This is a genomic window from Bradyrhizobium sp. Kon37 (assembly GCF_055807535.1).
This window is the reverse complement of record NZ_JBVVOY010000031.1, coordinates 37051-59861: the sequence shown is the minus strand read 5'-3', so window position 1 is coordinate 59861 and position 22811 is coordinate 37051. Positions and strand designations below refer to the sequence as shown.

Sequence of the window (22811 nt, the reverse complement as noted above, 5' to 3'; positions counted from 1 at the left end):
AAAACCCCGCGGGACGGTTGGGGTTCCAAAATGACTCGCAGACGCTGGAGAACGGAATGGCACCGCGCGCCTATTGGAAGGGAACGTTGAAGCTCTCGCTGGTCAGTTGCCCCGTTGTGCTTTATCCGGCGACCACCGCGGCCGAGAAGACGCGGTTTCACATGATCAACCGCGAGACCGGCAACCGATTGAAGCAGCAGATGATCGACGCCGAGACCGGCGACGTCGTCGAGAGCGACCAGAAGGGCCGCGGCTACGAGCTGCGCAAGGGCAAATATGTCGAGATCGAGCCGGAGGAGCTCGAAGCCGTCCAGATCGAGAGCAACCACACCATCGACATCGAGAGTTTTGTGCCGAGCGACGAGATCGACCAGCGCTATCTCAACCATCCCTACTATATCGCGCCGGACGGCAAGGCCGCGGTCGATGCTTTTGCCGTGATCCGCGACGCCATGAAGGACCAGGATCGCGTCGCGCTCGCCAAGATCGTGCTCACCAATCGCGAGCACATCATCGCGATCGAGCCGCTCGGCAAGGGCCTGCTCGGCACCACGCTGCGCTTCCCCTACGAACTGCGCGACGAAGACCAGTTCTTCGACGACATCAAGAGCCCGAAGATCACCAAGGACATGGTTGAGCTCGCCGGCCATATCCTCCAGACCAAGGCCTCGCATTTCGATCCCAGCAAGTTCAAGGACGACTACGAGAACGCGCTGAAGGCCCTGGTGAAGCGCAAGGCCAGCGGCAAGACGATCGAACTGCCGGAGCCCGAGGAGAAGCCGAGCAATGTGGTCAGCCTGATGGATGCGCTGAAGCAGAGCTTGAAGGGGCGCGGCGGGAAGAAGACGGCGGCGAAGTCCCATGCGCGCCGGGCATCGGGGCGAACGCGCGCCGCGAAGAAGACGCACCGGTCGACAGCGCGACAGAGGAAGGCGGGTTGACTTAATCCGTCATTGCGAGCGCAGCGAAGCAATCCAGTATGTTTCCGCGGAGGCAGTCTGGATTGCTTCGCTGCGCTCGCAATGACGATGTTGATGCAGGCTTGCGCCGCCATTCGGTCGTCATGCCCGGGCTTGTCCCGGGCATCCACGTTCTCAATGCGGCGTCAGGACGTGGACGGCCGGGACAAGCCCGGCCATGACGGATCGTCGCACGTGGTCAGCCTAATCCCCCGCCTTCAGCCGATAGCCGATCCCCGTTTCCGTCAGCACATATTGCGGGCGCTCCGGATCGGCTTCGATCTTCTGCCGGAGCTGGCGGACATAGACGCGCAGATATTGCGCGTCGGTCAACTCATCCCAGAGCTCCCTTAGCAGGAAGCGATGGGTCAGCACCTTGCCGGCGTGCTGCACCAGCACGCGCAGGAGGTCATATTCCTTCGGCGACAGTTTGACGTCGCGCTCGCCGACCTTGACGATCCGACGCACCAGATCGACCGAGAGATCGCCGGCACGAAACACCGGGCGTTCGCCCTGGATCTGAAGCTGGTGCCGCAGCGCGGCGCGGAGGCGCGCCAGCAGCTCGTCCATGCCGAACGGCTTTGTCAGGTAATCGTCGGCACCGAGATCGAGCGCCTCCACCTTGCCGGCCTCGTCGCCACGGCTCGACAGCACCACGATCGGCACAGCTTCATTGCGGGCGCGGATGGTACGCAACAACTCATGACCCTGGATGTCGGGCAGGCCGAGATCGAGGATGATCAGCGCGGGACCCTCGCCGAGCTTCTCCAGCGCAGTCTTGCCGTTCGACGCCTCCAGTATCTCGTAGCCTTGCGTCGAGAGCCCCATCCGCAGCAACTTTCGGATCGGCGGCTCGTCGTCGATGACCAGCACCTTGATCGGGGCAGCGCTCATGCGGCGGTATCCAATGCGTGCGTCCGGGCCGGAATGGGTAGACGAATGGTCAGAACCGCGCCGCTCCGGTCGCTGCGATTCGCGGCCGAGATCGTGCCACGCATCGCCTCGACGAAGCCGCGGGAGATGGCGAGCCCCAGCCCGGTGCCGGGACGAACATGGTCGCCCTTCTGCACGCGATAAAACTTGTCGAACACGCTCTCGAGCTCCTCGGACGGAATGCCATCGCCCTCGTCGGCAATCTGGAGCACCACATGATCGCTGTCGCGCCGGCTGCGGATAGAAACCGTGGCGTGGGGCTGCGAATATTTGGCGGCGTTGTCGAGCAGATTGAACAGCACCTGCTCGAACAGCACCGCATCGAGCTGGAGCATCGGAAGGTCCGCGGCCAACTCCAGCTCCACCTTGTGGGCGGTGAGGATCTTGGCTGCACGCCGGAGCGCACTGCCGACGATTTCTCCGAGATCGTGCAACGCCGTGTTGGGCACGATGGCGCCGGATTCGAGCTTGGTCATGTCGAGCAGATTGGCAATGAAGCGGTTGAGGCGTTCGGATTCGTCGATCACGGTCGCGAGCAGGTCGCGCTTCTCGGTGTCGGAGAGCGCGCTGGCGAGATCGCGCATGGTCGAGGCCGCACCCAGCACGGATGCGAGCGGCGTCTTCAGGTCGTGTGAAATCGAGGTCAGCAATGCGGAACGCAGCCGCTCGGATTCGACGGAGCGCTTGACGCGATCGACGTCCTCGACCAGCAGCACGCGCTCGATCGCCAGAGCGCCCTGGTCGACCAGGGCGTCGAGCAGCCGGCGCTGGTCCGGCGTCAGCAGCGGGCCGGTGCGGTCGTTGTCGATGCCGATGACGCCGATCGGGCCGCGCCCGGTGCGCATCGGCAGGAACAGCCGTTTTGCACCCGGCAGCGTATCCGAGCCGCGGCCTGCAGGCCGGTCATTGCTCCAGGCCCAGTTGGCGGCGGCAAGGTCGGCCTGATCGAGATCGTCCTCGGGCGGATAGCCCGACTTCACCGTGAGTAGACCTTCGTCCGGCAGCAGCAGCACCACGCGGACTTTCAGCATCAGCGCGATCTGATAGGCGGTCGCCCACAGCACGTCGTCGAGCGTGCCTGTACCGGCGAGCTTGCGGCTGAAAGCATAGAGCTGCTCGGTGGTCCGGATGCGGCCGATCGCAGCATCAGCCTGGGTGCGGACCCTCCCCGCCACATTCGACACCACGAACGCAATCAGCATGAAGAAAAAGAACGCCGCGACATTGGTCGGATCGGTGATGGTGAAGGTATAGACCGGCGGCAGGAAGAAGAAATTGTAGGCGAGCGACGCCGCGACGCTCGCAAGCAACGACGGCCACAATCCGTAGCGCACGGCAACCGTCACCACGGCGGTCAGAAACATCAGGTCGACGTTCTCAATGCCGAAATACGGCTTGATCGCCACGGCGGCAGCGAGGCCAAGCGCGGTGATCCCGAGCGCCTTCAGATAGGGCCGCGCATCGAACGGGTCCGATCGCGTTGCGGTCTGCACTGCCGTCTTCGGCGCCGGCTCGCCCGTGAGTTCGTCGCCAGGGATGACGTGCACGCTGATATTGCCGGCGCGGCGCACCAGATCGTGCACGACGGAACCACGCGTCATCTCGAACCAGAGCGAGCGCGTCGACTTTCCGATCACGATCTGGGTGACGTTGTTGCCCTGCGCGAAGTTGACGACGTCGTCGGCGAGGCGGCGGCCGACGCCCGGGATCGTCAGCGCCTCACCGCCGAGGGATTCTGCGAGCCGCAGCGTATCGGCCAGCCGGTCGCGCTCCTCATCGGACATTTGCAGGGACCGCCGCGTCTCGATCGACACCGCGATAAACGGCGCGTGCAGCCGGTCGGCCAGCCGCTTGGTGTAACGCACGAGGCTGGCCGCGCGCGGATCTTCGCTGACGCAGACGAGGATGCGCTCGCCTGCGGCCCAGGGACCGGCGATCGCGTTCGCCTGCATGTGGCTGAGCAGCTGCTCGTCGACCCGTTCGGCCGTGCGCCGCAGCGCGAGTTCGCGCAGCGCGGTCAGGTTGCCCGGCGAGAAATAATGCTCCAGCGCCCGCTCGGCCTGCCTGGGGACATAGACCTTGCCTTCCTTCAGGCGCTGGATCAGGTCGTCGGGCGTGAGGTCGATCAGCTCGATGGCGTCTGCGCGGTCGAACACCGAATCCGGCACGGTCTCCCGCACCCGCACATGGGTGATCTGCGCGACGACGTCGTTCAGGCTCTCGATGTGCTGGATATTGACGGCGGTGTAGACGTCGATGCCGTGGGACAGCAGCTCCTCGACATCGAGATAGCGTTTCGGATGGCGGCTACCGGCGGCATTCGTGTGGGCTAGCTCGTCGACCAGCGCGATTTTCGGCCGGCGCGCGATCACGGCGTCGAGATCCATTTCCTCGACAATCTGGCCGCGGTAGTCGAGCTTCTTGCGCGGGATCACTTCCAGCCCGCGCACCAGCGCCTCGGTCTCGGCGCGGCCATGGGTCTCGACGAAGCCGACCACGACGTCGATGCCGGCCTTGCGCTTGGCGTGGGCGCTTTGCAGTATCTCGTAGGTCTTGCCGACGCCGGGAGCGGCGCCGACGAAGATTTTCAGCTTGCCGCTCACGCCCTCCTCCCGGCGCGCGGCCTCCAGCAGCGCCTCGGGCGAAGGACGTTGTTCGGGATCGCGGCGCTCTCGGACCATCAGATCAATATAATCATCCGCGCGGACCTAGCCTAGACTACTTCGTGGCACGATCGAGCGCGAGGTTCAGAGCCAGCACGTTGACCCGGGGCTCGCCGATCAGGCCGAGCAGGCGGCCCTCGGTGTTGGAAGCCACCAGTTGCTTGACCTGATCCTCCGGCACGTTTCGCGCCTTCGCGACGCGCGGCACCTGGAATTGCGCCGCTTCGGGGGAGATATCTGGATCGAGGCCACTGGCTGAGGTCGTCACGAGGTCGACCGGCACGGCGGCATTCGGATTCTCGCCCCTGAGCTTGTCCACGTCTTCCTTCAGCCGGTCGGCCAGCGCCTTGCTGGTTGGGCCGAGATTGGAGCCGCCCGAATTGGCGGCGTTGTAGGGCATCGATACCGTCTTGGTCGAATCGTTCGGATCGGGCGCCACCGTTGCCGAGGGACGGCCGTGGAAATATTTGTCGTCCTTGAACTCCTGCCCGATCAGGGCGGAGCCGATCACCTTACCGTCCTTCTCGATCAGGCTGCCCTGCGCCTGCACCGGGAAGATCGCGCCGGCGATAGCCGTCATCGCCAGCGGATAGGCCAGGCCGGTGATGGCGATGAGCACCAGCAGCAGGACGATGGCGGGGCGGATTTGTCTGAGCATGTGTTTCTCCTATTTCTTTCGTCATTGCGAGCGAAGCGAAGCAATCCAGGATCTTTCCACGGAGGCAGTCTGGATTGCTTCGTCGCTTCGCTCCCCGCAATGACGGGGTCAAGCCAGGTGTAAAACGGTCACCACGAGGTCAATTGCCTTGATGCCGATGAAGGGAATGACGATGCCGCCGAGGCCGTAGATCAGCAAATTGCGCCGGAGCAGTGCGCCGGCCCCGACCGCGCGATAGGCGACGCCCTTCAGCGCCAGCGGGATCAGCGCGATGATAACAAGCGCGTTGAAGATGATCGCGGACAGGATTGCGCTCTGCGGGCTCGACAGGTTCATGACGTTGAGCACGTTGAGCTGGGGGTAGAACGCCAGGAACATCGCCGGGATGATCGCGAAATATTTCGCGACGTCGTTGGCGATCGAGAACGTGGTCAGCGCGCCGCGCGTCATCAAGAGCTGCTTGCCGATCTCGACCACCTCGATCAGCTTGGTCGGGTTGGAATCGAGGTCGACCATGTTGCCGGCCTCGCGAGCCGCCTGAGTGCCGGTGTTCATGGCGACACCGACGTCAGCTTGGGCGAGTGCCGGGGCGTCGTTGGTGCCGTCGCCGCACATCGCCACCAGCTTGCCCTTGGCCTGCTCGTCGCGGATCAGCTTGAGCTTGTCCTCGGGCGTTGCCTGCGCCAGGAAGTCGTCGACGCCGGCTTCCGCTGCGATCGCGGCCGCCGTCATCGGATTGTCGCCGGTAATCATGACGGTGCGGATGCCCATGCGCCGCAGCTCGGCAAAGCGCTCGCGGATGCCGCCCTTGACGATGTCCTTGAGCTGGATGACGCCGAGCAGCTTGCCGTCCCTGGCGACGGCCAGCGGCGTGCCGCCGGCCTTCGATATGTCGTCGGCAATGGTCTGGATCTCACGGCCGATGTCCGAGAGCCCGGCGGGCTGGATGGAACGAGCCGTATTGCCGGAGGCGACCACCAGCGGTGCACCGCCACCGACATAATTGAGGATCGCATCGACCGCTCCCTTGCGCACCGACGAGCCGCCGGCATCGACGCCGCTCATGCGGGTCTGCGCCGTGAACGGGATGAAGGTGGCTCCCAACTCGGCCATGTCGCGACCACGGATGCCGTATTTGTCCTTGGCCAGCACCACGATCGAACGGCCCTCCGGGGTCTCGTCGGCGAGCGAGGCGAGCTGGGCCGCGTCCGCGAGCTCCTGCTCGGTGACGCCGCGCACCGGGCGGAAGGAGGTCGCCTGGCGGTTGCCGAGCGTGATCGTTCCGGTCTTGTCGAGCAGCAGCGTATCGACGTCTCCCGCGGCCTCGACGGCACGGCCAGACATCGCCAGCACGTTGAAGCGGACCAGGCGGTCCATGCCGGCGATGCCGATCGCCGACAGCAGCGCGCCGATCGTGGTCGGGATCAGCGTCACGAACAGCGCAACCAGCACAACCACCGAGATCGAGCCACCGGCATAGGCCGCGTAGCTCGGGATGGTGACGGTGGCGAACACGAAGATGATGGTGAGGCCGGCCAGCAGAATGTTGAGCGCGATTTCGTTCGGGGTCTTCGCCCGCTCGGCGCCCTCGACCAGCTTGATCATGCGGTCGATGAAGGTCGAACCTTGCGCTGCCGTGATCCGCACGCGAATCCAGTCGGACAGCACCTGGGTGCCGCCGGTCACCGCCGAACGGTCGCCGCCGGATTCGCGGATCACGGGCGCGGACTCGCCGGTGATGGCGGCCTCGTTGACGGACGCGACGCCCTCGATCACCTCGCCATCGGAGGGAATGGTATCGCCGGCCTCGACCAGCACAATGTCACCAACCTTGAGGCTGGTCCCCGGCACGAGATTGAAGGCCAGGCCGGCGCCGGTCAGCAGCTTGGCCTGGCTCTCGGTGCGGGTCTTGCGCAGCGATTCCGCCTGCGCCTTGCCGCGGCCTTCGGCCACGGCTTCGGCAAGATTGGCAAACAGCACCGTGAACCAGAGCCAGACGATGATCTGGAAGGTAAAGCCGAGATTCCCGCCGCCCGTGACGAGGTCGCGCAGGAAGATCACGGTGGTGAGCGCAGCCACGATCTCGACCACGAACATCACCGGATTCTTGATCATCAAGCGCGGATCGAGCTTGATGAAGGACGCGCGGATCGCAGGCACGACGATCTTGGGATCGAACATCGCCGAGACGGACGCACGTTTTTGCAGTTTCATGGTATCCATGGAGGTCACTCCGAACAATCAGAAGGCGGTCGATCAGAACACTTGCTGTTCAGAACACTTGCTGGTCAGAAGATTTGGCCGGCGTTCATCGCGAGATGCTCGACGATGGGGCCGAGGGCGAGGGCCGGGAAGAAGGTCAGGCCGCCGATGATCAGGATCACGCCGACGACGAGGCCGACGAACAGCCCGCCCGTGGTCGGGAGGGTGCCCGCGGACGGCGGGATCGATTTCTTGGCGGCCAGCGAACCCGCGATCGCCATCGCCGGGATGATCATGAAGAAGCGGCCGACGAACATCGCGCTTGCGAGCGTGAGATTGTAGAAGAAGGTGTTGCCGGTGAGGCCCGCGAAGGCCGAGCCGTTGTTGCCGGCCGCCGACGTGAAGGCATAGAGCACCTCGGTGAAGCCATGCGGCCCGGCATTCGCCATCGAGGCGATCGCCGCCGGATAGACCACGCCGACCGCCGTCCAGCCGAGGATCATCAGCGGCAGCACCAGGATCGCGAGCATTGCCATCTTGACCTCGCGCGCCTCGATCTTCTTGCCGACATATTCCGGCGTGCGACCGACCATCAGGCCCGCCACGAAGATCGCGAGGATGACGAACAGCAGCATGCCGTACATGCCGGCCCCGACGCCGCCGACGATGATTTCGCCGAGCTCGATGTTGATCAGCGGAATCATGCCGCCGAGTGCGGTGAAGCTGTCATGCATGGCGTTGACGGCGCCGCAGGAGGCGGCCGTCGTGATCACGGCGAACAGGGAGGACGCGACGATGCCGAAGCGAACCTCCTTGCCTTCCATGTTGCCGCTGGTCAGGCCGAGTGCATGCAGGGTCGAGGTGCCGCTGGCCTCCGCCCAGTAGGTGACGGCGACACCGGCGACGAACAGCACACCCATCACGGACAAGATTGCCCAGCCCTGGCGCTGGTTGCCGACCATGCGGCCGAACACGTTTGTGAGCGCCGCGCCAAGTGCGAAGATCGACAACATCTGAATGAAGTTCGACAGCGCAGTCGGATTCTCGAACGGATGCGCCGCGTTGGCGTTGAAGAAGCCGCCGCCGTTGGTGCCGAGCATCTTGATCGCGACCTGCGAGGCGACCGGGCCGACCGCGATGGTTTGCTTGGCACCTTCGAGCGTGGTCGCCTCGACGTAGTCACCGAGCGTCTGCGGCATGCCCTGCCAGACCAGGAAAAGCGTATAGACGACACAGATCGGCAGCAGCACGTAGAGCGTACAGCGCGTGACATCGACCCAGAAATTTCCGATCGTACGCATCGAGGCGCGCGAGAAGCCGCGGATCAGGGCGACCGCGAGTGCGATGCCGGTCGCCGCCGACAGGAAGTTCTGGTGCGTCAGGCCGAGCATCTGCACGAGATAGGACAGCGTGCTCTCTCCACCGTAATTCTGCCAGTTGGTGTTGGTGATGAAGGAGATCGCCGTGTTGAAGGAGAGATCCGCGGCGACCGCCGCCTGGCCGGCCGGATTGAAGGGCAAAATCGCCTGCAACCGCATCACGCCGTAGATGATGAGAAAGCCGCCGACATGGAACAGCAGCATGGCGACCGTATAGGTCAGCCAATGCTGCTCGCGCTTCTCGTCGACGCCGGAGAACCAGTAGATGCCTGCCTCGATCGGACGCAGCACCGGCGACAGGAAGGTTCGCTCGCCGTTGAACACGCGCGTCATGTACCAGCCGAGCGGTTTTGTGAGCGCGACGACAATGACGCAAAAGAGAATGATCTGCAGCCAACCGATCACAGTCATGGAATTAACCCTTCAGGCTTCAGGAGCACGGTCAGAACCGCTCGGGCCGCAGCAGCGCGTAAGTGAGGTAGAACAGGAGGCCGAGCGAAACGGCGCCTGCGAGCGAATAATCGAAGATCATGGTCCGCTCCTTCAAAGCCGTTCGCAGGCGTAGGTGTAGCCGATCGCAAGGGCGAAGAAGCCGAAGCCCAGCGCCAGCATCAGAATGTCCATCATGGAGATACTCCTCGTTGCGCCCTTGATTTCGGCGCAACCGTTTCTCGGGAGACCCGGTCGGCGCGTGAAATGAAATGCCGGTGCATTTCCACGGCGCCTAACGGGACTTTTGACCGGGCTGAAGTGCCACCCCAGGCATAGGTTTTCGAGACGAGGGCCGTGGCGAAGTTATAGGAATCTCATAAAGGCAGGCGGCGGCCCACGCTTATGAAATCCCTATATCTCTCGCCCCGCCCCCATCTCGTTTTCAAATGCCATTTTGGCCATCTTGGAGAGGCCGGCCGACTGACCGACGCCATTTTCCAGGAGGCCTGACATGAGCGCCGCACGCCGACACCACGAACCGCCGTCACTCAGCGATCGTTTGCGCAGCACGCAGGCGATAACCCGATCGTTGATGCTCGACATCGTCGCGCACGCCTGCCGCCGCTTCCCTTCGCTTGGACAAAGCGAACGCACCGCACGCGTCTTGCGCCTGATCGATGTCGAGGCCTGGGCCGATGCCACGCTGGCGCTGATAGAGCTGGAGCTGCCGCTATGGCGGGTCCGCCGCATCGCCTATGACGAGGGCGAATGGCACTGTGCGCTATCGCGCGAGCGCGAGTTGCCGGATTGGCTCGATGCCGCGGTCGAAGCCCGCCACGCCGATCTCGCGCTCGCGCTGCTGGCGGCTTTCATCGAGGTCGAGACATTGGCCGTGGAAGTTTCGCGTTCGAGCGTTCCCGTTGTTCGTCCCGCGTCTGACCCGCTCTATGAGCCGGTCGGCTGCGAAAATTTCGGCTAGCCCGCCGGACACGGCCCGGTTCGGGGCACTTATGACGTTCCTATATCGCAGCACCGACAGTCGTCTCGCATTCCTATGCTGCGACAGCCATCATGCGGGGCAGATCAAAGCGGCAGCTTCGCCGCCACGAATGAGGACTTCCAGCATGTCGATGCTGACACATGGCTTTGACCGGCCCTTCGATGGAGCCGAACGCCCGGCGCGACTATCAACGGCACGCAAGGCCGGGTTCGAGCGCTTCGCCCTTGGCGCGTTGACCATGCTCTCGATGGGAAGCGTGCTTACCGCGCTGATCGCGCTGAAGACCGCGATCCTTGTCTGGCGCCTCCACGCGTGACCAGCGCCCTTGACCGTGAGGTGGTCCAGACATGGTTGCGCTGAAGATCATCATCTTGGTCGCATTGATGGCCGTGCTCCTGCTCAGCACGCGCATCGCGGCGACACCAACTTCGGACAGCTAACGTGCAGCCGCTTAAGCGAAATCTGGAGCAGGCGATCACCACGACGGTCCTGACGGTGACCTTGAGCTTGATCTGGGGCGCGGTCCTGACGCTCGTCATCACACTCGTGGCGCGCGGGCTCGGAGCATAAGCCCTCACGCCCCATCGACCGCGAATTGACCATGGCTGCCTACGGGGCGAGCAACCGGCTCTGTGGCCAAGAGGCACGGCTAAAAGGCGTGGCCAAAAACACCCGGTCGATCTGGCGCAGTTTCACGGAACCGTGTAGATCGGTTTCATGAGCATCAGCAACGTCAACGTCATCGCCCATCCCCTGGTCCAGCACAAGCTCTCCCTGATGCGGGAGAAGGACCGCTCGACCAAGAGCTTTCGCGAGATCCTGAACGAGATCGGGATGCTGCTCGGTTACGAGGTGACGCGCGACCTGCCGCTGGAGCTGGTCGATATCGAGACGCCGATTTCGCCAATGCGGGCGCCCAAGATTGCCGGCAAGAAGCTCACGCTGGCGCCGATCCTGCGCGCGGGCGTCGGCTTCCTCGACGGCATGCTGGCGCTGATGCCGTCGGCACGCATCGCCCATATCGGGCTCTACCGCGATCCTGAGACGCTGCAGGCGGTGGAGTATTACTTCAAGGCGCCGCAGGACCTATCGGACCGCACTGTGATCCTGATGGATCCGATGCTGGCGACTGGCAATTCGGCCTGCGCCGGCGCCTCGCTGCTGAAGGCGCGCGGCGCCCGCGACATCCGCTTCGTCTGCCTTCTGGCCGCGCCTGAAGGCATCGCACAGTTCCAGAGCGAGCATCCGGACGTGCCGGTCTGGACCGCCGCGATCGACGAGCGGCTCAACGACCACGGCTACATCGTGCCGGGGTTGGGCGACGCCGGCGACCGGATGTTCGGCACCAAGTAGACAGGTTCGCGCGGTCGGGTTAGTCCGGTTGCCATGAGCGCCAACGAATTTTCGCTGCAATCGCTGATCCGGACCGAAGCCGCCGCCGATCCGGCCTTCGTGTTCGACGGCACGCCGGTCTCGCGCGCGGAATTCTCGGAAAAGATCGAGCAGACCGCCGCCTGGCTTGCCGCGCGCGGTATCGGCAAGGGCGACGTCGTCGCGGTCTGGCTGGTCAACCGGATCGAATGGATCGCGCTGTTGTTCGCCGCCGCCCGGCTTGGGGCAACCGTCGCCGCCGTCAATACACGCTACCGCACCGCGGAGGTCGCCCATCTCCTGAAGCTGTCCGGCGCCAGGCTGATGGTGATCGAAGCCGCGTTCCGCTCGATCGACTTTGCCGCTATTCTCGCCGACGTCGCCAAGGACGAGGTGCCTGCGCTGCGAGAGATCGCGGTGGTCGGCGCGGATGCGATTCCCGCCCAATGGCCATACGTGCGCTTCGATGCCTTCGAGAAGCGCTATCCGCCTGCCCCGCCGGCTCAGGATGATTTCGATCTGCCGGTTCTGCTCTACACGACGTCAGGCACGACCAAAGGACCAAAGCTTGTCGCGCATTCGCAGCGGACGCTGGCGGGCCACGCCGCCTCCGTCGCCAAAGCGCTCAAACTCTCGCCGCAGCGCCATGCGCTTCTGGCGATGCTGCCGTTCTGCGGCACCTTCGGCATGACGAGCCTGCTCGGCTTCGTCGCGGCGGGCGTGACGGTCCATGCGCTCGACGCCTTCGAGGCCGCGCCGGCGCTGAAGCTTCTCCGCGAGTGCGGGATCACGCACGCTTTTGGCTCGGACGAGATGTTCCGCCGCATCCTCGCCCTCACCGACGTGCCGCGTCCGTTTCCGCATCTCGAAGTCTGCGGCTTTGCCGCGTTCCAGCCCGGCTGGCGCGAGCTTGCCGCCGAGGCCGAGGCGCGCGGCATGCCGTTGCACGGCCTCTATGGTTCGAGCGAAGTGCAGGCCCTGTTCTCGATCGCACGCTCGAGTGACGCGTTCACCGATCGCATCGAGGGCGGCGGCTGGCCGATGTCGCCGGAGGCCAGGATCCGTGTGCGCGACACCGAGACCGGCGATCTCGCCGCTCCAGGCGTGTCCGGCGAGATCGAGATCCATGCGCCGTCACGCTTCCTCGGCTACTACAACAATCCCGACGCGACGCGCGACGCCATCACCGCGGACGGCTTCTTCCGCACCGGCGATATCGGCCGGCTGCGCGGCGACGGTTCCTTCGTCTACGAAACCCGCGCGGGCGACGCCATGCGGCTCGGCGGCTTCCTCGTCGCGCCCGGCGAGATCGAGGACGCGCTCAAATCGTGCGCTGGCGTGGCCGACGCCCAGGTCGTCGCGGTCGATCTGAAGGGAAACGCACGCTGCGTTGCCTTCGTGGTCCCCGCCCAGCACCCCCACGAGCCGCCGCGGCAGGACGCGTTGACCGCGCGCCTGCGCGAGCGGCTCGCCGGCTACAAGGTCCCGGCGCGGATCTATGTCGTGGAGGCCTTCCCCGTCACCGACAGCGCCAACGGCGTCAAGATCCAGCGCGCCCGACTTCGGGCCATGGCGATGGAGCGGATCGCCGCGGAATAAGCACGGCCACTGGGATAGCGCGCGAATTCGTCTCGGCCAAAAGGTCGCGCATTACCTAGTATGACTTGGCCAGCCCAAGCACCTTTTCCGCAATGAAGCTGAGCGCAAGCTGCGGGCTGACCGGCGCGATGCGCGGGATCAGAACTTCGCGCAAGTAACGCTCGACGTGGAACTCCTTGGCATAGCCGAAGCCGCCATGGGTCATCACCGCCTGCTCGCAGGCGTGATATCCGGCCTCACCCGCAATGTATTTCGCGGCATTGGCGGCGCCGCCGCAAGGCATGCCCTTGTCGTATTGCCAGGCCGCCGACATCACCATCAGCCAGGCCGCCTCGAGCTCGACCCAGTTGACGGCCAGCGGATGCTGAATGCCCTGGTTCTTGCCGATGGGCCGGTTGAACACAACGCGGGTCTTGGCGTATTCGGTCGCGCGCGAGAGTGCGAGCTTGCCGAGGCCGACGGCTTCCGCGGCGATGAGAATGCGCTCCGGGTTCATGCCTTCGAGGATATACTGGAAGCCTTTGCCTTCTTCGCCGATCCGGTCTTCCATGGGGACCTCGAAATCCTCGAAGAACAGCTCGTTGGAATCGACGACCTTGCGGCCCATCTTCTCGATCTCGTGGACCTTGATCCTGTTACGATCGAAGTCCGTATAGAACAGGCTCAGCCCATGCGTGGGCGAGCGCACCTCCTCGAGCGGCGTGGTGCGCGCCAGCAGCAGGATCTTGTGCGCGACCTGCGCGGTCGAGATCCACACCTTCTGGCCGTTGACGATGTAGCGATCGTTCTTGGCCACCGCGCGGGTCTTGAGCTGGGTCGTGTTGAGGCCGGTGTTGGGCTCGGTCACGGCAAAGCATGCCTTTTCGCGGCCCTCGACCATCGGCGGCAGCATGCGCTTGCGCTGTTCCTCGGTGCCGAACACAACCACGGGATTGAGGCCGAACACGTTGATGTGCACCGCGGATGCACCGGACATGCCGGCGCCGGATTCCGCGATGGCGCGCATCATGATCGCGGCCTCGGTGATGCCGAGGCCGGAGCCGCCATATTCCTCCGGCACGCAGATGCCGAGCCAGCCGGCGTCCGCCATGGCCTTGTGAAAGTCGTGCGGGAAGCCGCCGTCGTGGTCCTTCTTCAGCCAATAAGCGTCGGGAAAGTCTTCGCAAACCTTTGCGACGGCGTCGCGAATGGCTTCCTGCTGAGCGGTGAGCGCGAAATCCATATTCTTGATCTCCTTCTTGGGAGAAGCGATCGCGCAATCTCCCCCTCGTCGCGTTCCCCACTCGACGGCCGTGGCGGATTGGTGCGCCCGAACGTGCCTTCGGTTGCGTTCTTTAACTTGAAAAACAGGGTACAGATACGTGAATTTCCCTATCAACTGTGTGTAGCATGCATAGGGTCATGCGGCGCGAGGATGCGGGCGCGCCGTTATTTCGCAGGGAGGAAACCGCGATGGCCGGACTTTATTTCGAAGAGTTTTCCGTGGGCCAGGAGTTCAGGCATCCCCTGACGCGGACCGTCACGGAGATGGACAACACCATGTTCAGCCTGCTGACGCTCAATCCGCAGCCGCTGCACATCGACGCACATTTTGCGGCCCAGACCGAGTTCGGCCAACGCATTTTCAACAGCCTTTACACGCTCGGCATCATGATCGGCATGACGGTCTATGATACGACCATGGGCACCACCGTTGCCAATCTCGGCATGACCGACGTCACGTTTCCGAAACCGGTCTTCCATGGCGACACTTTGCGAGCGACGACCAAGGTGCTTTCGTTGCGGGAATCCAAATCGCGCCCCAAGGCGGGCATCGTCGAGTTCGAGCACCACGCTCTCAACCAGAACGACGAGATCGTCGGCAAATGCCGCCGCATGGCGATGATGCACAAGAGGCCAGTCTGATGCGTTCGATGCTATTCGTGCCGGGCGACTCCCCGCGCAAATTCGAGAAGGCCAGCGAAGGCAAGGCCGACGCGCTGATCATCGACCTCGAAGATTCCGTCGTCACCGACAAGAAGCCGGAGGCGCGCGGGTTGACGTTGGCGATGCTCAACGGCCGCAACAAACCCCATCAGCTCTATGTCCGCGTCAACGCGCTCGACACCGGCATGACGCTCGCCGACCTTGCCGCGGTGATTCCGGGCAAGCCCGACGGCATCGTGCTGCCGAAATCGCAGGGCGGTGACGACGTGCGACAGGTCGCGACATGGCTGGAAGCTTTGGAGGCTGCGGCTGGCATCGCCATCGGCTCGACACGCATCGTCTGCGTCGCGACCGAAACCGCAGGATCGATCTTCGGGCTCGGCAGCTACAAGGGCTGCTCTCCTCGCCTCGCGGGCCTGATGTGGGGCGCGGAAGATCTCTCGGCCTCGCTCGGCGCTACTGAAAAGGCGTCTGGCGGCGTGTTCCACAGCCCTTATCGTCTGGCGCGCGATCTCTGCTTAATGGCGGCAGCCGCGGCCGAGGTCGCGCCGATCGACACCGTCTATACCGACATCGACAATCTGGCGGGGCTCGAACAGGAAACGCGCGCGGCGCGGCGCGACGGTTTTTCGGCGAAAGCGCTGATCCATCCCAAGCACGTCGACGTGGTCAACGCGGCGTTCGAGCCGACCGAGGCCGAGCGCAATTGGGCGGAGAAGGTGATCGCGGCGTTCGCGAGCAATCCGAACTCCGGCACGCTGCGCCTCGACGGCCAGATGATCGACAAGCCGCATCTTCGCGCCGCGAAGAAGATCCTCGGCCAGAGCTAGAGCAGGAAAGGAATAAACTGAACTCGCGGAGAGTCCCCCTCACCCCGAATTTGCTCGCGTAAATTCCGGCCTCTCCCCGCACGCGGGGAGAGGCGAAGATCAGACGATCTTGATCGACATGTCCGGCAAGCCGTCGAGCTTGCACAACAGCACGTCGCCCTTCACGACCGGGCCGACATTCTCGGGCGTGCCGGAATAGATGATGTCGCCGGCCTTGAGCTCGAACGCTTCCGACAGTTTTGCGATCTGCTCGGCCACGCTCCAGATCATCTTGCTGAGATCCGAGCTCTGCTTCACCGTCCCGTTGATCGCCAGCGAAATGGCGCCCTTGTCGAAATGACCGGTCTTGCTGGCCGGGTGGATCGGGCCGATCACCGCGGCGTGGTCAAAGCTCTTGCCGATCTCCCAGGGCTTCTTCTCCGCGGCCATCCCGTTCTGGAGATCGCGCCGGGTCATGTCGAGGCCGAGCGCGTAACCATAGACGTGGTCGAGCGCTTTCTCGGCCGGGATGTTGCTGCCGCCGGATTTCAGCGCGGCGACCAGCTCGACCTCGTGATGATAGTTCTTGGTCAGCGACGGATAGGGATGATCGGCGACCTCGCCCACAGCGACGTTCTGGATAGCGTCGGTCGGCTTCTGGAAGAAGAACGGCGGCTCGCGGTTCGGGTCCGAGCCGCGCTCGATCGCGTGCGCCGCATAGTTGCGCCCGATGCAGTAGATGCGGCGGACCTGAAACACCTGGGCTTCGCCGACGATCGGGATGGTGACCATCGGCACCGGAAAGATCGGCTTCGGCCCTGCCTGCGCCGCAGCCGGCGCAACTTCCGCGATTGAGGCAGCACCTGCGGCCGCGGCAATTGCGAGCAGCTCTCGTCGCGTTGCGGATGTCTCTTTCATGTTTTGTGCTCCCTTTTTATGTTCGTTGGGCGCATCATGCGCGCCGAGCCGCCTGATAATCAATATTCAGTATGCCAGCAATGCTGGACCGGCACGTGCTCTAATCGACGAGAACGGGCCGCCTGCTCCCTTTCGCCCTAGCATGGAACTTGCATAAATTCTGGGCGACATGGACGCCGCATGAACCTCATCAGCCTCGACATCCGCATGCTCCGGTCGCTGATCTCCGTGGTCGAGACCGGGAGCATCACCGAGACCGCGCGGCGGCTGGGCCGCACCCAGCCGGCGATCACCCTGCAATTGCAGCGGCTGGAGGAGCTCACCGGCAAGCAATTGTTCGAGCATGCCGGGCGCCGCCTGACGCTGAGCGAGGACGGCACCACGGTTCTCACCTACGCCAAGTCCATCCTGCGGTTGCATGACGAATTGATTTCGCAACTGGCGTCACAGGAGATCGAGGGTCAGGTCGTACTCGGCACGCCCGACCTCTATGCCGCCTTCATGCTGCCGCAGATCCTCAGCGTGTTCCGAAAATCCTTCCCCCGGGTCCAGGTCGAGCTCAATTGCGCGCTCTCGACGCCGCTGGTGGGCCTGGTCAAGCGCGGCGATGTCGACATCGCGCTCGTCACCCGCATGAACGATTTTACGGGCGGCCAGGTGGTGCGACGCGAGCAACTGGTCTGGATGACCGGCGAGCAGTCTGCCGCGCACCAGGAACGGCCCATTCCGCTGGCGCTGCTGCCGCCCGGCAACATCTATCGCGACTACGCGATCGACACGCTGGAACGCGCGAATTTGCGCTGGCGCATCGCCTGCGTCAGCGAAAGCGTCGGCGGCCTCCAGGCAGCGGCCTTCGCCGGCATGGCCGTGACCGTACTCGGCCGCAGCGCCCTGGTGCCGGCGATGCGCGAGATCGGCCCGAACGAAGGCCTGCCGCCGCTGCCGAAGATCGAGCTGCTGCTCTACAAGTCGAGCGGCGCGACCTCGAAGGCGGCGACCGCCTTGCACGATTATCTCGCGCACTATCTGCGCCTCGACGAAGAGCTCAGCGGCCGCGGCGACCCGATCGAGCTGTCCTGAGCTGGGGCCTGTTCCCGCTGCGATGGTGCGCTCCCTCGCCCCGTTCTTACGGGGAGAGGGTTGGGGTGAGGGGCTGCTTCCGCACATTCGGTGAGAGCTGCCCTCGCGGAAAATCCCCTCACCCGGATTGCATCTCCGATGCAATCCGACCTCTCCCCGCAAGCGGGGCGAGGTTAAGGCGCCGCTTTCGCGCGCGCGGGACTTTCGCGGAGCGTTAGTGACGGCCAGAACGCCGCCCATGGCTGGGCCGCCTCGAACGCGGCGGCGATGCGGAAGATCGTGGGTTCGTCGAGCCAGGGAGCGACGATCTGCAAGCCGATCGGCATTCCATCGCGATCGAAGCCGCAGGGCAGCGTCGCCGCCGGTAGGCCGGCGAGGTTGATCGGCCAGGTGAAGGGCGACCAGCCGAGATGCGGATCGACCTTGCCGCCGTCAATCGTTTCGACGCCGAGGCGGCCGGCCTCGAACGCTGTCACCGCGACGGTCGGCGTCACCAGCGCATCGACACGCTCGAAAAGCTTCAGGAAGCCGCTACGAGCCTGGCCACGGCGATACCCCGCTTCGATATAGTCCGTGCCGCTGTAGCGCCGGCCGGCACTGATGACGTCGAGATAATCTGCTTCGGAGTTGGCGAGATCGGCCTTGCTCTTGCTCGCGACCGCGGCCGCCTGTTCGGTAAAGGCGATCGGCTTCAGCGTGTGCTCGAGGATGCCGGGATCGAGGCCGGGACCATCCATGGTGACCTGCGCGCCGCAGGCATCGAGAATGGCCAGCGTCTTGCCGAACGCCGCGCGCACATCGGCGCTGACGGCGGCGTAGCCGAGATCGACGCTGGCGCCGATACGAATGCCGTTCAACGGCGCGGCCTTCGTGTCGAACCGCCGCGCCGGCACCGGCAGGCTCGCGGGATCGCGCAGATCGTAGCCGGCGATGATCTCCAGCGTCAGCGCGGCATCCGCGACCGTGCGTGTGATCGGCCCGGTATGCGCGAGCGACCCCCAGGACGGTGGCGAGAAGCCGGGCGAACGGGGCACCAGGCCAAAGGTCGGCTTCAGGCCGAACACACCGCAGAAGGACGAGGGCACGCGGATCGAGCCGACGCCATCGGTTCCGATCGCGATCGGACCGCAGCCGGCGGCAACGCCCGCCGCCGCCCCGCCGCTCGATCCGCCACTGGTGCGACCGGGATTCCAGGGATTGCGCGTGGTGCCGGTGACCGGACTGTCCGCCGTCAACTTATAACCGGACTCGCAGGTCGTGGTCTTGCAGGTGACGATTGCACCCGCCTCCTTCAGCGCCGAGACAACCGCCGCGTCGACATCGGGCACGAAGGCCTTGTTCATCGGCGAGCCGCCATAGGCCGGCACGCCCGCGACAAAGACCAGGTCCTTGATCGTCACGGGTATACCGGCGAGCGGCCCCTTGGCCTCACCGGCACGCATCTCCCTGGTGAGACGATCGGCCTCCGCCCTCGCCTGCTCGTACATCGGCGTCACCACCGCGTTGCAGGCCTCGTTCGTCGCCTCCAGCGCGGCAATGGTGTCGTCGACGACATCGCGCGGAGTGAACGCCTTGCGCCGGTAGCCGGCCAAGATCTCGGTTGCGGAAAGCGAGCCAAGGCCAGTCGGCGCCGGCGGGAAGGCCGTTCGGCCGGAACCATCAGTCATCATCAACCCTGAAGTGCTAGCTGAGCGCCGCGTCGACGGCGCGCTTGGCCATGACCGTGACGAGATGCGCACGGTAGTCGGCTTCGGCATGGATGTCGGAGGTAAGACCCTCGGTGTCGATCCTGATCGCCGCGATCGCGGACGGATCGAAACTTCGAGAAAGCGCTTCTTCCATCGGAGGAACGCGGAATACGCCGGAGCCCGCTCCGGTCACGGCCACGCGAACGCCATCGGCGAATTTCGCGACGAACACGCCGACCAGCGCATAGCGCGACGCCGGCGCCTTGAACTTGGCGTAGCCCGCCCTGAGCGGCACCGGAAAGCGGATCGCCGTGATGATCTCGCCAGGTTCGAGCGCGGTCTCGAACAGGCCGCGGAAAAACCCGTCGGCCGCGATCTCGCGCGTGCTGGTGACGACGGTCGCGCCCAATCCGAGCACACCTGCCGGATAATCGGCCGCGGGATCGTTGTTCGCGACCGAGCCGCCGATGGTGCCGCGGATGCGCACGGCGGGATCGCCGATCATCGAGGCCAGCGCGGCGAGACCGGGGATCTTCGCCTGCACCAGCTTCGAGGCTGCCACCACGGCATGTGGCGTCATCGCACCGATGGTGATGGTGGCGCCATCGTCGGTGATGCCCTTCAGATGTCCGAGCCTCGACAGGTCGACTAGGGCAGGCGGACTGGCGAGCCGCTGCTTCAGCGTCGGGATCAGCGTCATGCCGCCGGCGACGAGCTTGCTGTCCTCGATCGAGGTCAGCAGTTTGGCAGCGTCGGGAATCCGGTCCGGTTGGTGATAGGCAAACGGCTTCATTGTCATCCTCCCTATTCCGCAGCGACCGGCAGCGATGCATTTTGCAGCAGGCGCCAAATCCGGTTCGGCGTCGCCGGCATGTCGACATGGGTGACGCCGAGATGCGACAGCGCATCGACCACCGCGTTGATGACCGCGGCCGGCGAACCGATGGTGCCGACCTCGCCGCAGCCCTTCACGCCCATCGGCGTATGCGTACACAGCGTCGAATGGGTCGCGATGTTCATCATCGGCATGTGATCGGCGCGCGGCATGCAATAGTCCATCAGCGAGCCCGACAGCAGCTGGCCCGAGCTCTCGTCATAGACCGCGTTCTCGTACAGCGCCTGACCGACGCCCTGCACGATGCCGCCGTGCAACTGGCCCTCCACGATCATCGGGTTGATGACCGTGCCGACGTCGTCCACCGCGGTGTAATTGACCAGCGTCACTGTGCCGGTTTCCGGGTCGATCTCGACCTCGGCAATGTGGCATCCGCCGGGATAGGTGAAGTTGACGGGATCATAATAAGCCTGCTCTTCCAGACCCGGCTCCAGCACTTCGAGCGGATAGTCGTGCGGCACGTAGGCGGCGCCCGCGATCTCCTCGAACGTCTTCATGCGGTCGGTGCCTGCGACCGAGAATTTTCCGGCCTCGAACTGGATATCCACTTCGGCCGCCTCAAGCAGATGCGCAGCGATCTTCTTGCCCTTCGCGACCACCTTGTCCGTCGCCTTCGACAGCGCCGCGCCGCCGACCACCAGCGAACGCGAGCCATAGGTGCCCATGCCGAACTGCACGCGATCGGTATCGCCGAACACGATGTCGACATTGTCAAACGCGACACCGAGCTTTTCCGAGACGATCTGCGCGAACGTCGTCTCGTGGCCCTGGCCGTGATTGTGCGTGCCGATCATGACCGTCACCTGGCCGGTCGGATGCACCCGCACCGTGGCACTCTCATAGAGCCCGCCGCGCGCGCCCAATCGTCCCGCGAAGCGTGACGGCGCAAGGCCGCAGGCCTCGACATAGGTCGAGTAGCCGAGCCCGCGGAATTTGCCCCTGCGCGCCGACTCCGCCTTACGGATACCGAAGTTCTTGACGTCGGCCGCGACAAGAGCGCCGTCGAGACACCCCATCGGATCGCCGGAATCGTACTGCACCAGCACCGGCGTTTGATAGGGATAGGCCTCCTTCGGGATCATGTTGCGTCGGCGGATCTCGACCCGGTCGATTCCCATCTCGCTGGCTGCGACGTCGACGATGCGCTCCAGCACGAAGGTCGCCTCGGGACGGCCGGCGCCGCGATAGGCGTCAACCGGAACCGTGTTGGTGAAGACCACCTTCACGTTGCAGTAGATGGCAGGCGTGGTGTAGACGCCGCCGAGCAGCGGACCGTAGAGATTGGTCGGGATGTTCGGCCCGAAGGTCGAGAGATAGCCGCCCATATTGGCGAGCGTGTTGACACGGAAGGCCAGAAACTTTCCGGTCTCGTCGAGTGCGAGCTCGGCCTCGGTGACGTGATCGCGGCCGTGGCGATCGGAGACGTAGCCTTCGGAGCGGCTCGCCACCCATTTGATCGGCCGCATCACGCGCCTGGCGGCCCAGGTGATCACGGCCTCCTCGCCGTAGTGGAACTGCTTGACGCCAAAGCCGCCGCCGACATCCGGCGCGACCACACGCAGCTTGTGCTGCGGAATGTTCAGCACCAGCGCGCCCATCAGGAAGCGCACGACATGCGGGAACTGGCTGGTGGTCCACAGCGTGAAACGATCCGTGCCGGGCTCATACTCGGCGATCGCCGCGCGGGGCTCCATCGGGTTGCCAATCAGCCTGTTGTTGACGAGGCTGAGCTTTGCGACATGCGCCGCTTTCCGGAACGCGGTCTCGACCGCCGCCTTGTCGCCGAGCTCCCAATCGCAACAGATGTTGTTCGGAACGTCGTCGAACAGTTGCGGCGCGCCGGGCCGCACGGCTTCAAGCACGCCGACCACCGAGGGGAGCACCTCGTAATCGACGGTCAGCAGCTCGGCTGCCGCGCTGGCCTGCGCCGGCGTCTCTGCGACAACGAAGGCCACCATGTCGCCGACGAAGCGCACCTTGCCCTGCGCCAGCATCGGGAACGGCGGCTCCTTCATCGGCACGCCCTTGGCGTCCGTGATACCCCAACCGCAGGGCAGCGATCCCAGCTTGTCCGCGGCGGTATCCTCGCCGGTCAACACCGCGATGACGCCGGGCGATGCGAGGGCCGCACTCTTGTCGATGCCCCGCAGGATCGCGTGTCCGTGCGGCGAGCGCACGAACACACCCGCCGTCATGCCGGGACGCTTGATGTCGGAGACGTAATTGCCGCGGCCGGTGAGGAAGCGCTGGTCCTCTTTCCGTTTGGGTGAAGCGCCGATCCCGATCACATGGCCCATGG

The 22811-nt window shown here is 64.6% G+C and carries 20 protein-coding genes; 9 read left to right on the top strand and 11 right to left on the bottom strand.

All coding sequences use genetic code 11. The annotated features are described in order from the left end of the window. The first annotated feature begins 56 nt into the window (after positions 1-56). Complete coding sequence (gene ku / locus AC0L3J_RS33465; protein ID WP_446479965.1) at positions 57-941, top strand: non-homologous end joining protein Ku; 885 nt, start codon at positions 57-59, stop codon at positions 939-941. Positions 942-1163: 222 nt separating this feature from the next. Here ku and AC0L3J_RS33460 read toward each other — a convergent pair whose 3' ends face one another. The 6 genes from AC0L3J_RS33460 to AC0L3J_RS33435 all read right to left on the bottom strand — a co-directional run bounded on the left by AC0L3J_RS33460 (position 1164) and on the right by AC0L3J_RS33435 (position 9326). Beyond that, positions 1164-1853, bottom strand: a complete 690-nt coding sequence (locus AC0L3J_RS33460) for a response regulator (RefSeq protein WP_473349909.1) — start codon at positions 1851-1853, stop codon at positions 1164-1166. Further along, entirely contained in the window at positions 1850-4573 is a 2724-nt protein-coding gene (locus AC0L3J_RS33455) for a DUF4118 domain-containing protein (RefSeq protein ID WP_473349908.1), read from the bottom strand. Before AC0L3J_RS33455 ends, AC0L3J_RS33460 begins: the two co-directional genes overlap by 4 nt. Before the next feature lie 37 nt (positions 4574-4610). Then, complete coding sequence (locus tag AC0L3J_RS33450) at positions 4611-5213, bottom strand: K(+)-transporting ATPase subunit C (protein WP_473349907.1); 603 nt, start codon at positions 5211-5213, stop codon at positions 4611-4613. 108 nt (positions 5214-5321) lie between these two features. Beyond that, positions 5322-7436 carry a potassium-transporting ATPase subunit KdpB gene (gene kdpB / locus AC0L3J_RS33445; protein WP_473349906.1) on the bottom strand — a complete coding sequence of 705 codons (2115 nt, stop codon included), beginning with the start codon at positions 7434-7436 and terminating at the stop codon, positions 5322-5324. Positions 7437-7501: 65 nt separating this feature from the next. Next, the gene (kdpA, locus tag AC0L3J_RS33440; protein WP_473349905.1) at positions 7502-9205 is read right to left on the bottom strand and encodes a potassium-transporting ATPase subunit KdpA; all 1704 of its coding nucleotides are present in this window, start codon (positions 9203-9205) and stop codon (positions 7502-7504) included. 31 nt (positions 9206-9236) lie between these two features. Then, a complete protein-coding gene (locus tag AC0L3J_RS33435) occupies positions 9237-9326 on the bottom strand; it encodes a K(+)-transporting ATPase subunit F (RefSeq protein ID WP_018454042.1) in 90 nt (29 codons plus the stop codon). A gap of 411 nt (positions 9327-9737) precedes the next feature. Here AC0L3J_RS33435 and AC0L3J_RS33430 point away from each other — a divergent pair, with 411 nt between their 5' ends. From AC0L3J_RS33430 to AC0L3J_RS33410, 5 genes are all read left to right on the top strand, one after another. Further along, the gene (locus AC0L3J_RS33430) at positions 9738-10205 is read left to right on the top strand and encodes a hypothetical protein (protein WP_473349904.1); all 468 of its coding nucleotides are present in this window, start codon (positions 9738-9740) and stop codon (positions 10203-10205) included. 145 nt (positions 10206-10350) lie between these two features. After that, complete coding sequence (locus tag AC0L3J_RS33425; protein ID WP_473349903.1) at positions 10351-10542, top strand: hypothetical protein; 192 nt, start codon at positions 10351-10353, stop codon at positions 10540-10542. A gap of 125 nt (positions 10543-10667) precedes the next feature. Continuing rightward, positions 10668-10796, top strand: coding sequence for a hypothetical protein (locus AC0L3J_RS33420; protein WP_456768271.1), 129 nt, complete (start codon positions 10668-10670; stop codon positions 10794-10796). 147 nt (positions 10797-10943) lie between these two features. Continuing rightward, complete coding sequence (gene upp / locus AC0L3J_RS33415; RefSeq protein WP_473349902.1) at positions 10944-11579, top strand: uracil phosphoribosyltransferase; 636 nt, start codon at positions 10944-10946, stop codon at positions 11577-11579. A gap of 33 nt (positions 11580-11612) precedes the next feature. Next, a complete protein-coding gene (locus tag AC0L3J_RS33410; protein ID WP_473349901.1) occupies positions 11613-13196 on the top strand; it encodes an AMP-binding protein in 1584 nt (527 codons plus the stop codon). A 55-nt stretch (positions 13197-13251) separates the two neighbouring features. On the opposite strand, the gene AC0L3J_RS33405 is transcribed toward AC0L3J_RS33410, so the two are convergent. Next, a complete protein-coding gene (locus AC0L3J_RS33405; protein ID WP_473349900.1) occupies positions 13252-14418 on the bottom strand; it encodes an acyl-CoA dehydrogenase family protein in 1167 nt (388 codons plus the stop codon). A 179-nt stretch (positions 14419-14597) separates the two neighbouring features. Here AC0L3J_RS33405 and AC0L3J_RS33400 point away from each other — a divergent pair, with 179 nt between their 5' ends. Next, complete coding sequence (locus AC0L3J_RS33400; RefSeq protein WP_446479956.1) at positions 14598-15101, top strand: MaoC family dehydratase; 504 nt, start codon at positions 14598-14600, stop codon at positions 15099-15101. Continuing rightward, positions 15101-15952 carry an HpcH/HpaI aldolase/citrate lyase family protein gene (locus AC0L3J_RS33395; RefSeq protein ID WP_473349899.1) on the top strand — a complete coding sequence of 284 codons (852 nt, stop codon included), beginning with the start codon at positions 15101-15103 and terminating at the stop codon, positions 15950-15952. The genes AC0L3J_RS33400 and AC0L3J_RS33395 overlap by 1 nt, the downstream gene beginning before the upstream one ends. 99 nt (positions 15953-16051) lie before the next feature. Here AC0L3J_RS33395 and AC0L3J_RS33390 read toward each other — a convergent pair whose 3' ends face one another. Next, positions 16052-16849, bottom strand: a complete 798-nt coding sequence (locus tag AC0L3J_RS33390; RefSeq protein WP_027519798.1) for a fumarylacetoacetate hydrolase family protein — start codon at positions 16847-16849, stop codon at positions 16052-16054. A gap of 180 nt (positions 16850-17029) precedes the next feature. Here AC0L3J_RS33390 and AC0L3J_RS33385 point away from each other — a divergent pair, with 180 nt between their 5' ends. Further along, positions 17030-17929: a LysR substrate-binding domain-containing protein gene (locus tag AC0L3J_RS33385; protein ID WP_027519799.1), complete on the top strand. Its 900-nt coding sequence runs from the start codon at positions 17030-17032 to the stop codon at positions 17927-17929. A 173-nt stretch (positions 17930-18102) separates the two neighbouring features. On the opposite strand, the gene AC0L3J_RS33380 is transcribed toward AC0L3J_RS33385, so the two are convergent. Genes AC0L3J_RS33380 through AC0L3J_RS33370 form a run of 3 tightly spaced genes read right to left on the bottom strand, consistent with a single transcriptional unit; the run spans position 18103 to position 22809 of the window. Continuing rightward, positions 18103-19596 (bottom strand): amidase, encoded by a 1494-nt coding sequence (locus AC0L3J_RS33380; RefSeq protein WP_473349898.1) that lies wholly within the window; start codon positions 19594-19596, stop codon positions 18103-18105. A 16-nt stretch (positions 19597-19612) separates the two neighbouring features. Further along, entirely contained in the window at positions 19613-20410 is a 798-nt protein-coding gene (locus tag AC0L3J_RS33375) for an FAD binding domain-containing protein (protein WP_473349897.1), read from the bottom strand. An 11-nt stretch (positions 20411-20421) separates the two neighbouring features. Then, positions 20422-22809: a xanthine dehydrogenase family protein molybdopterin-binding subunit gene (locus AC0L3J_RS33370; RefSeq protein WP_473349896.1), complete on the bottom strand. Its 2388-nt coding sequence runs from the start codon at positions 22807-22809 to the stop codon at positions 20422-20424. Between the last annotated feature and the right edge of the window lie 2 nt (positions 22810-22811).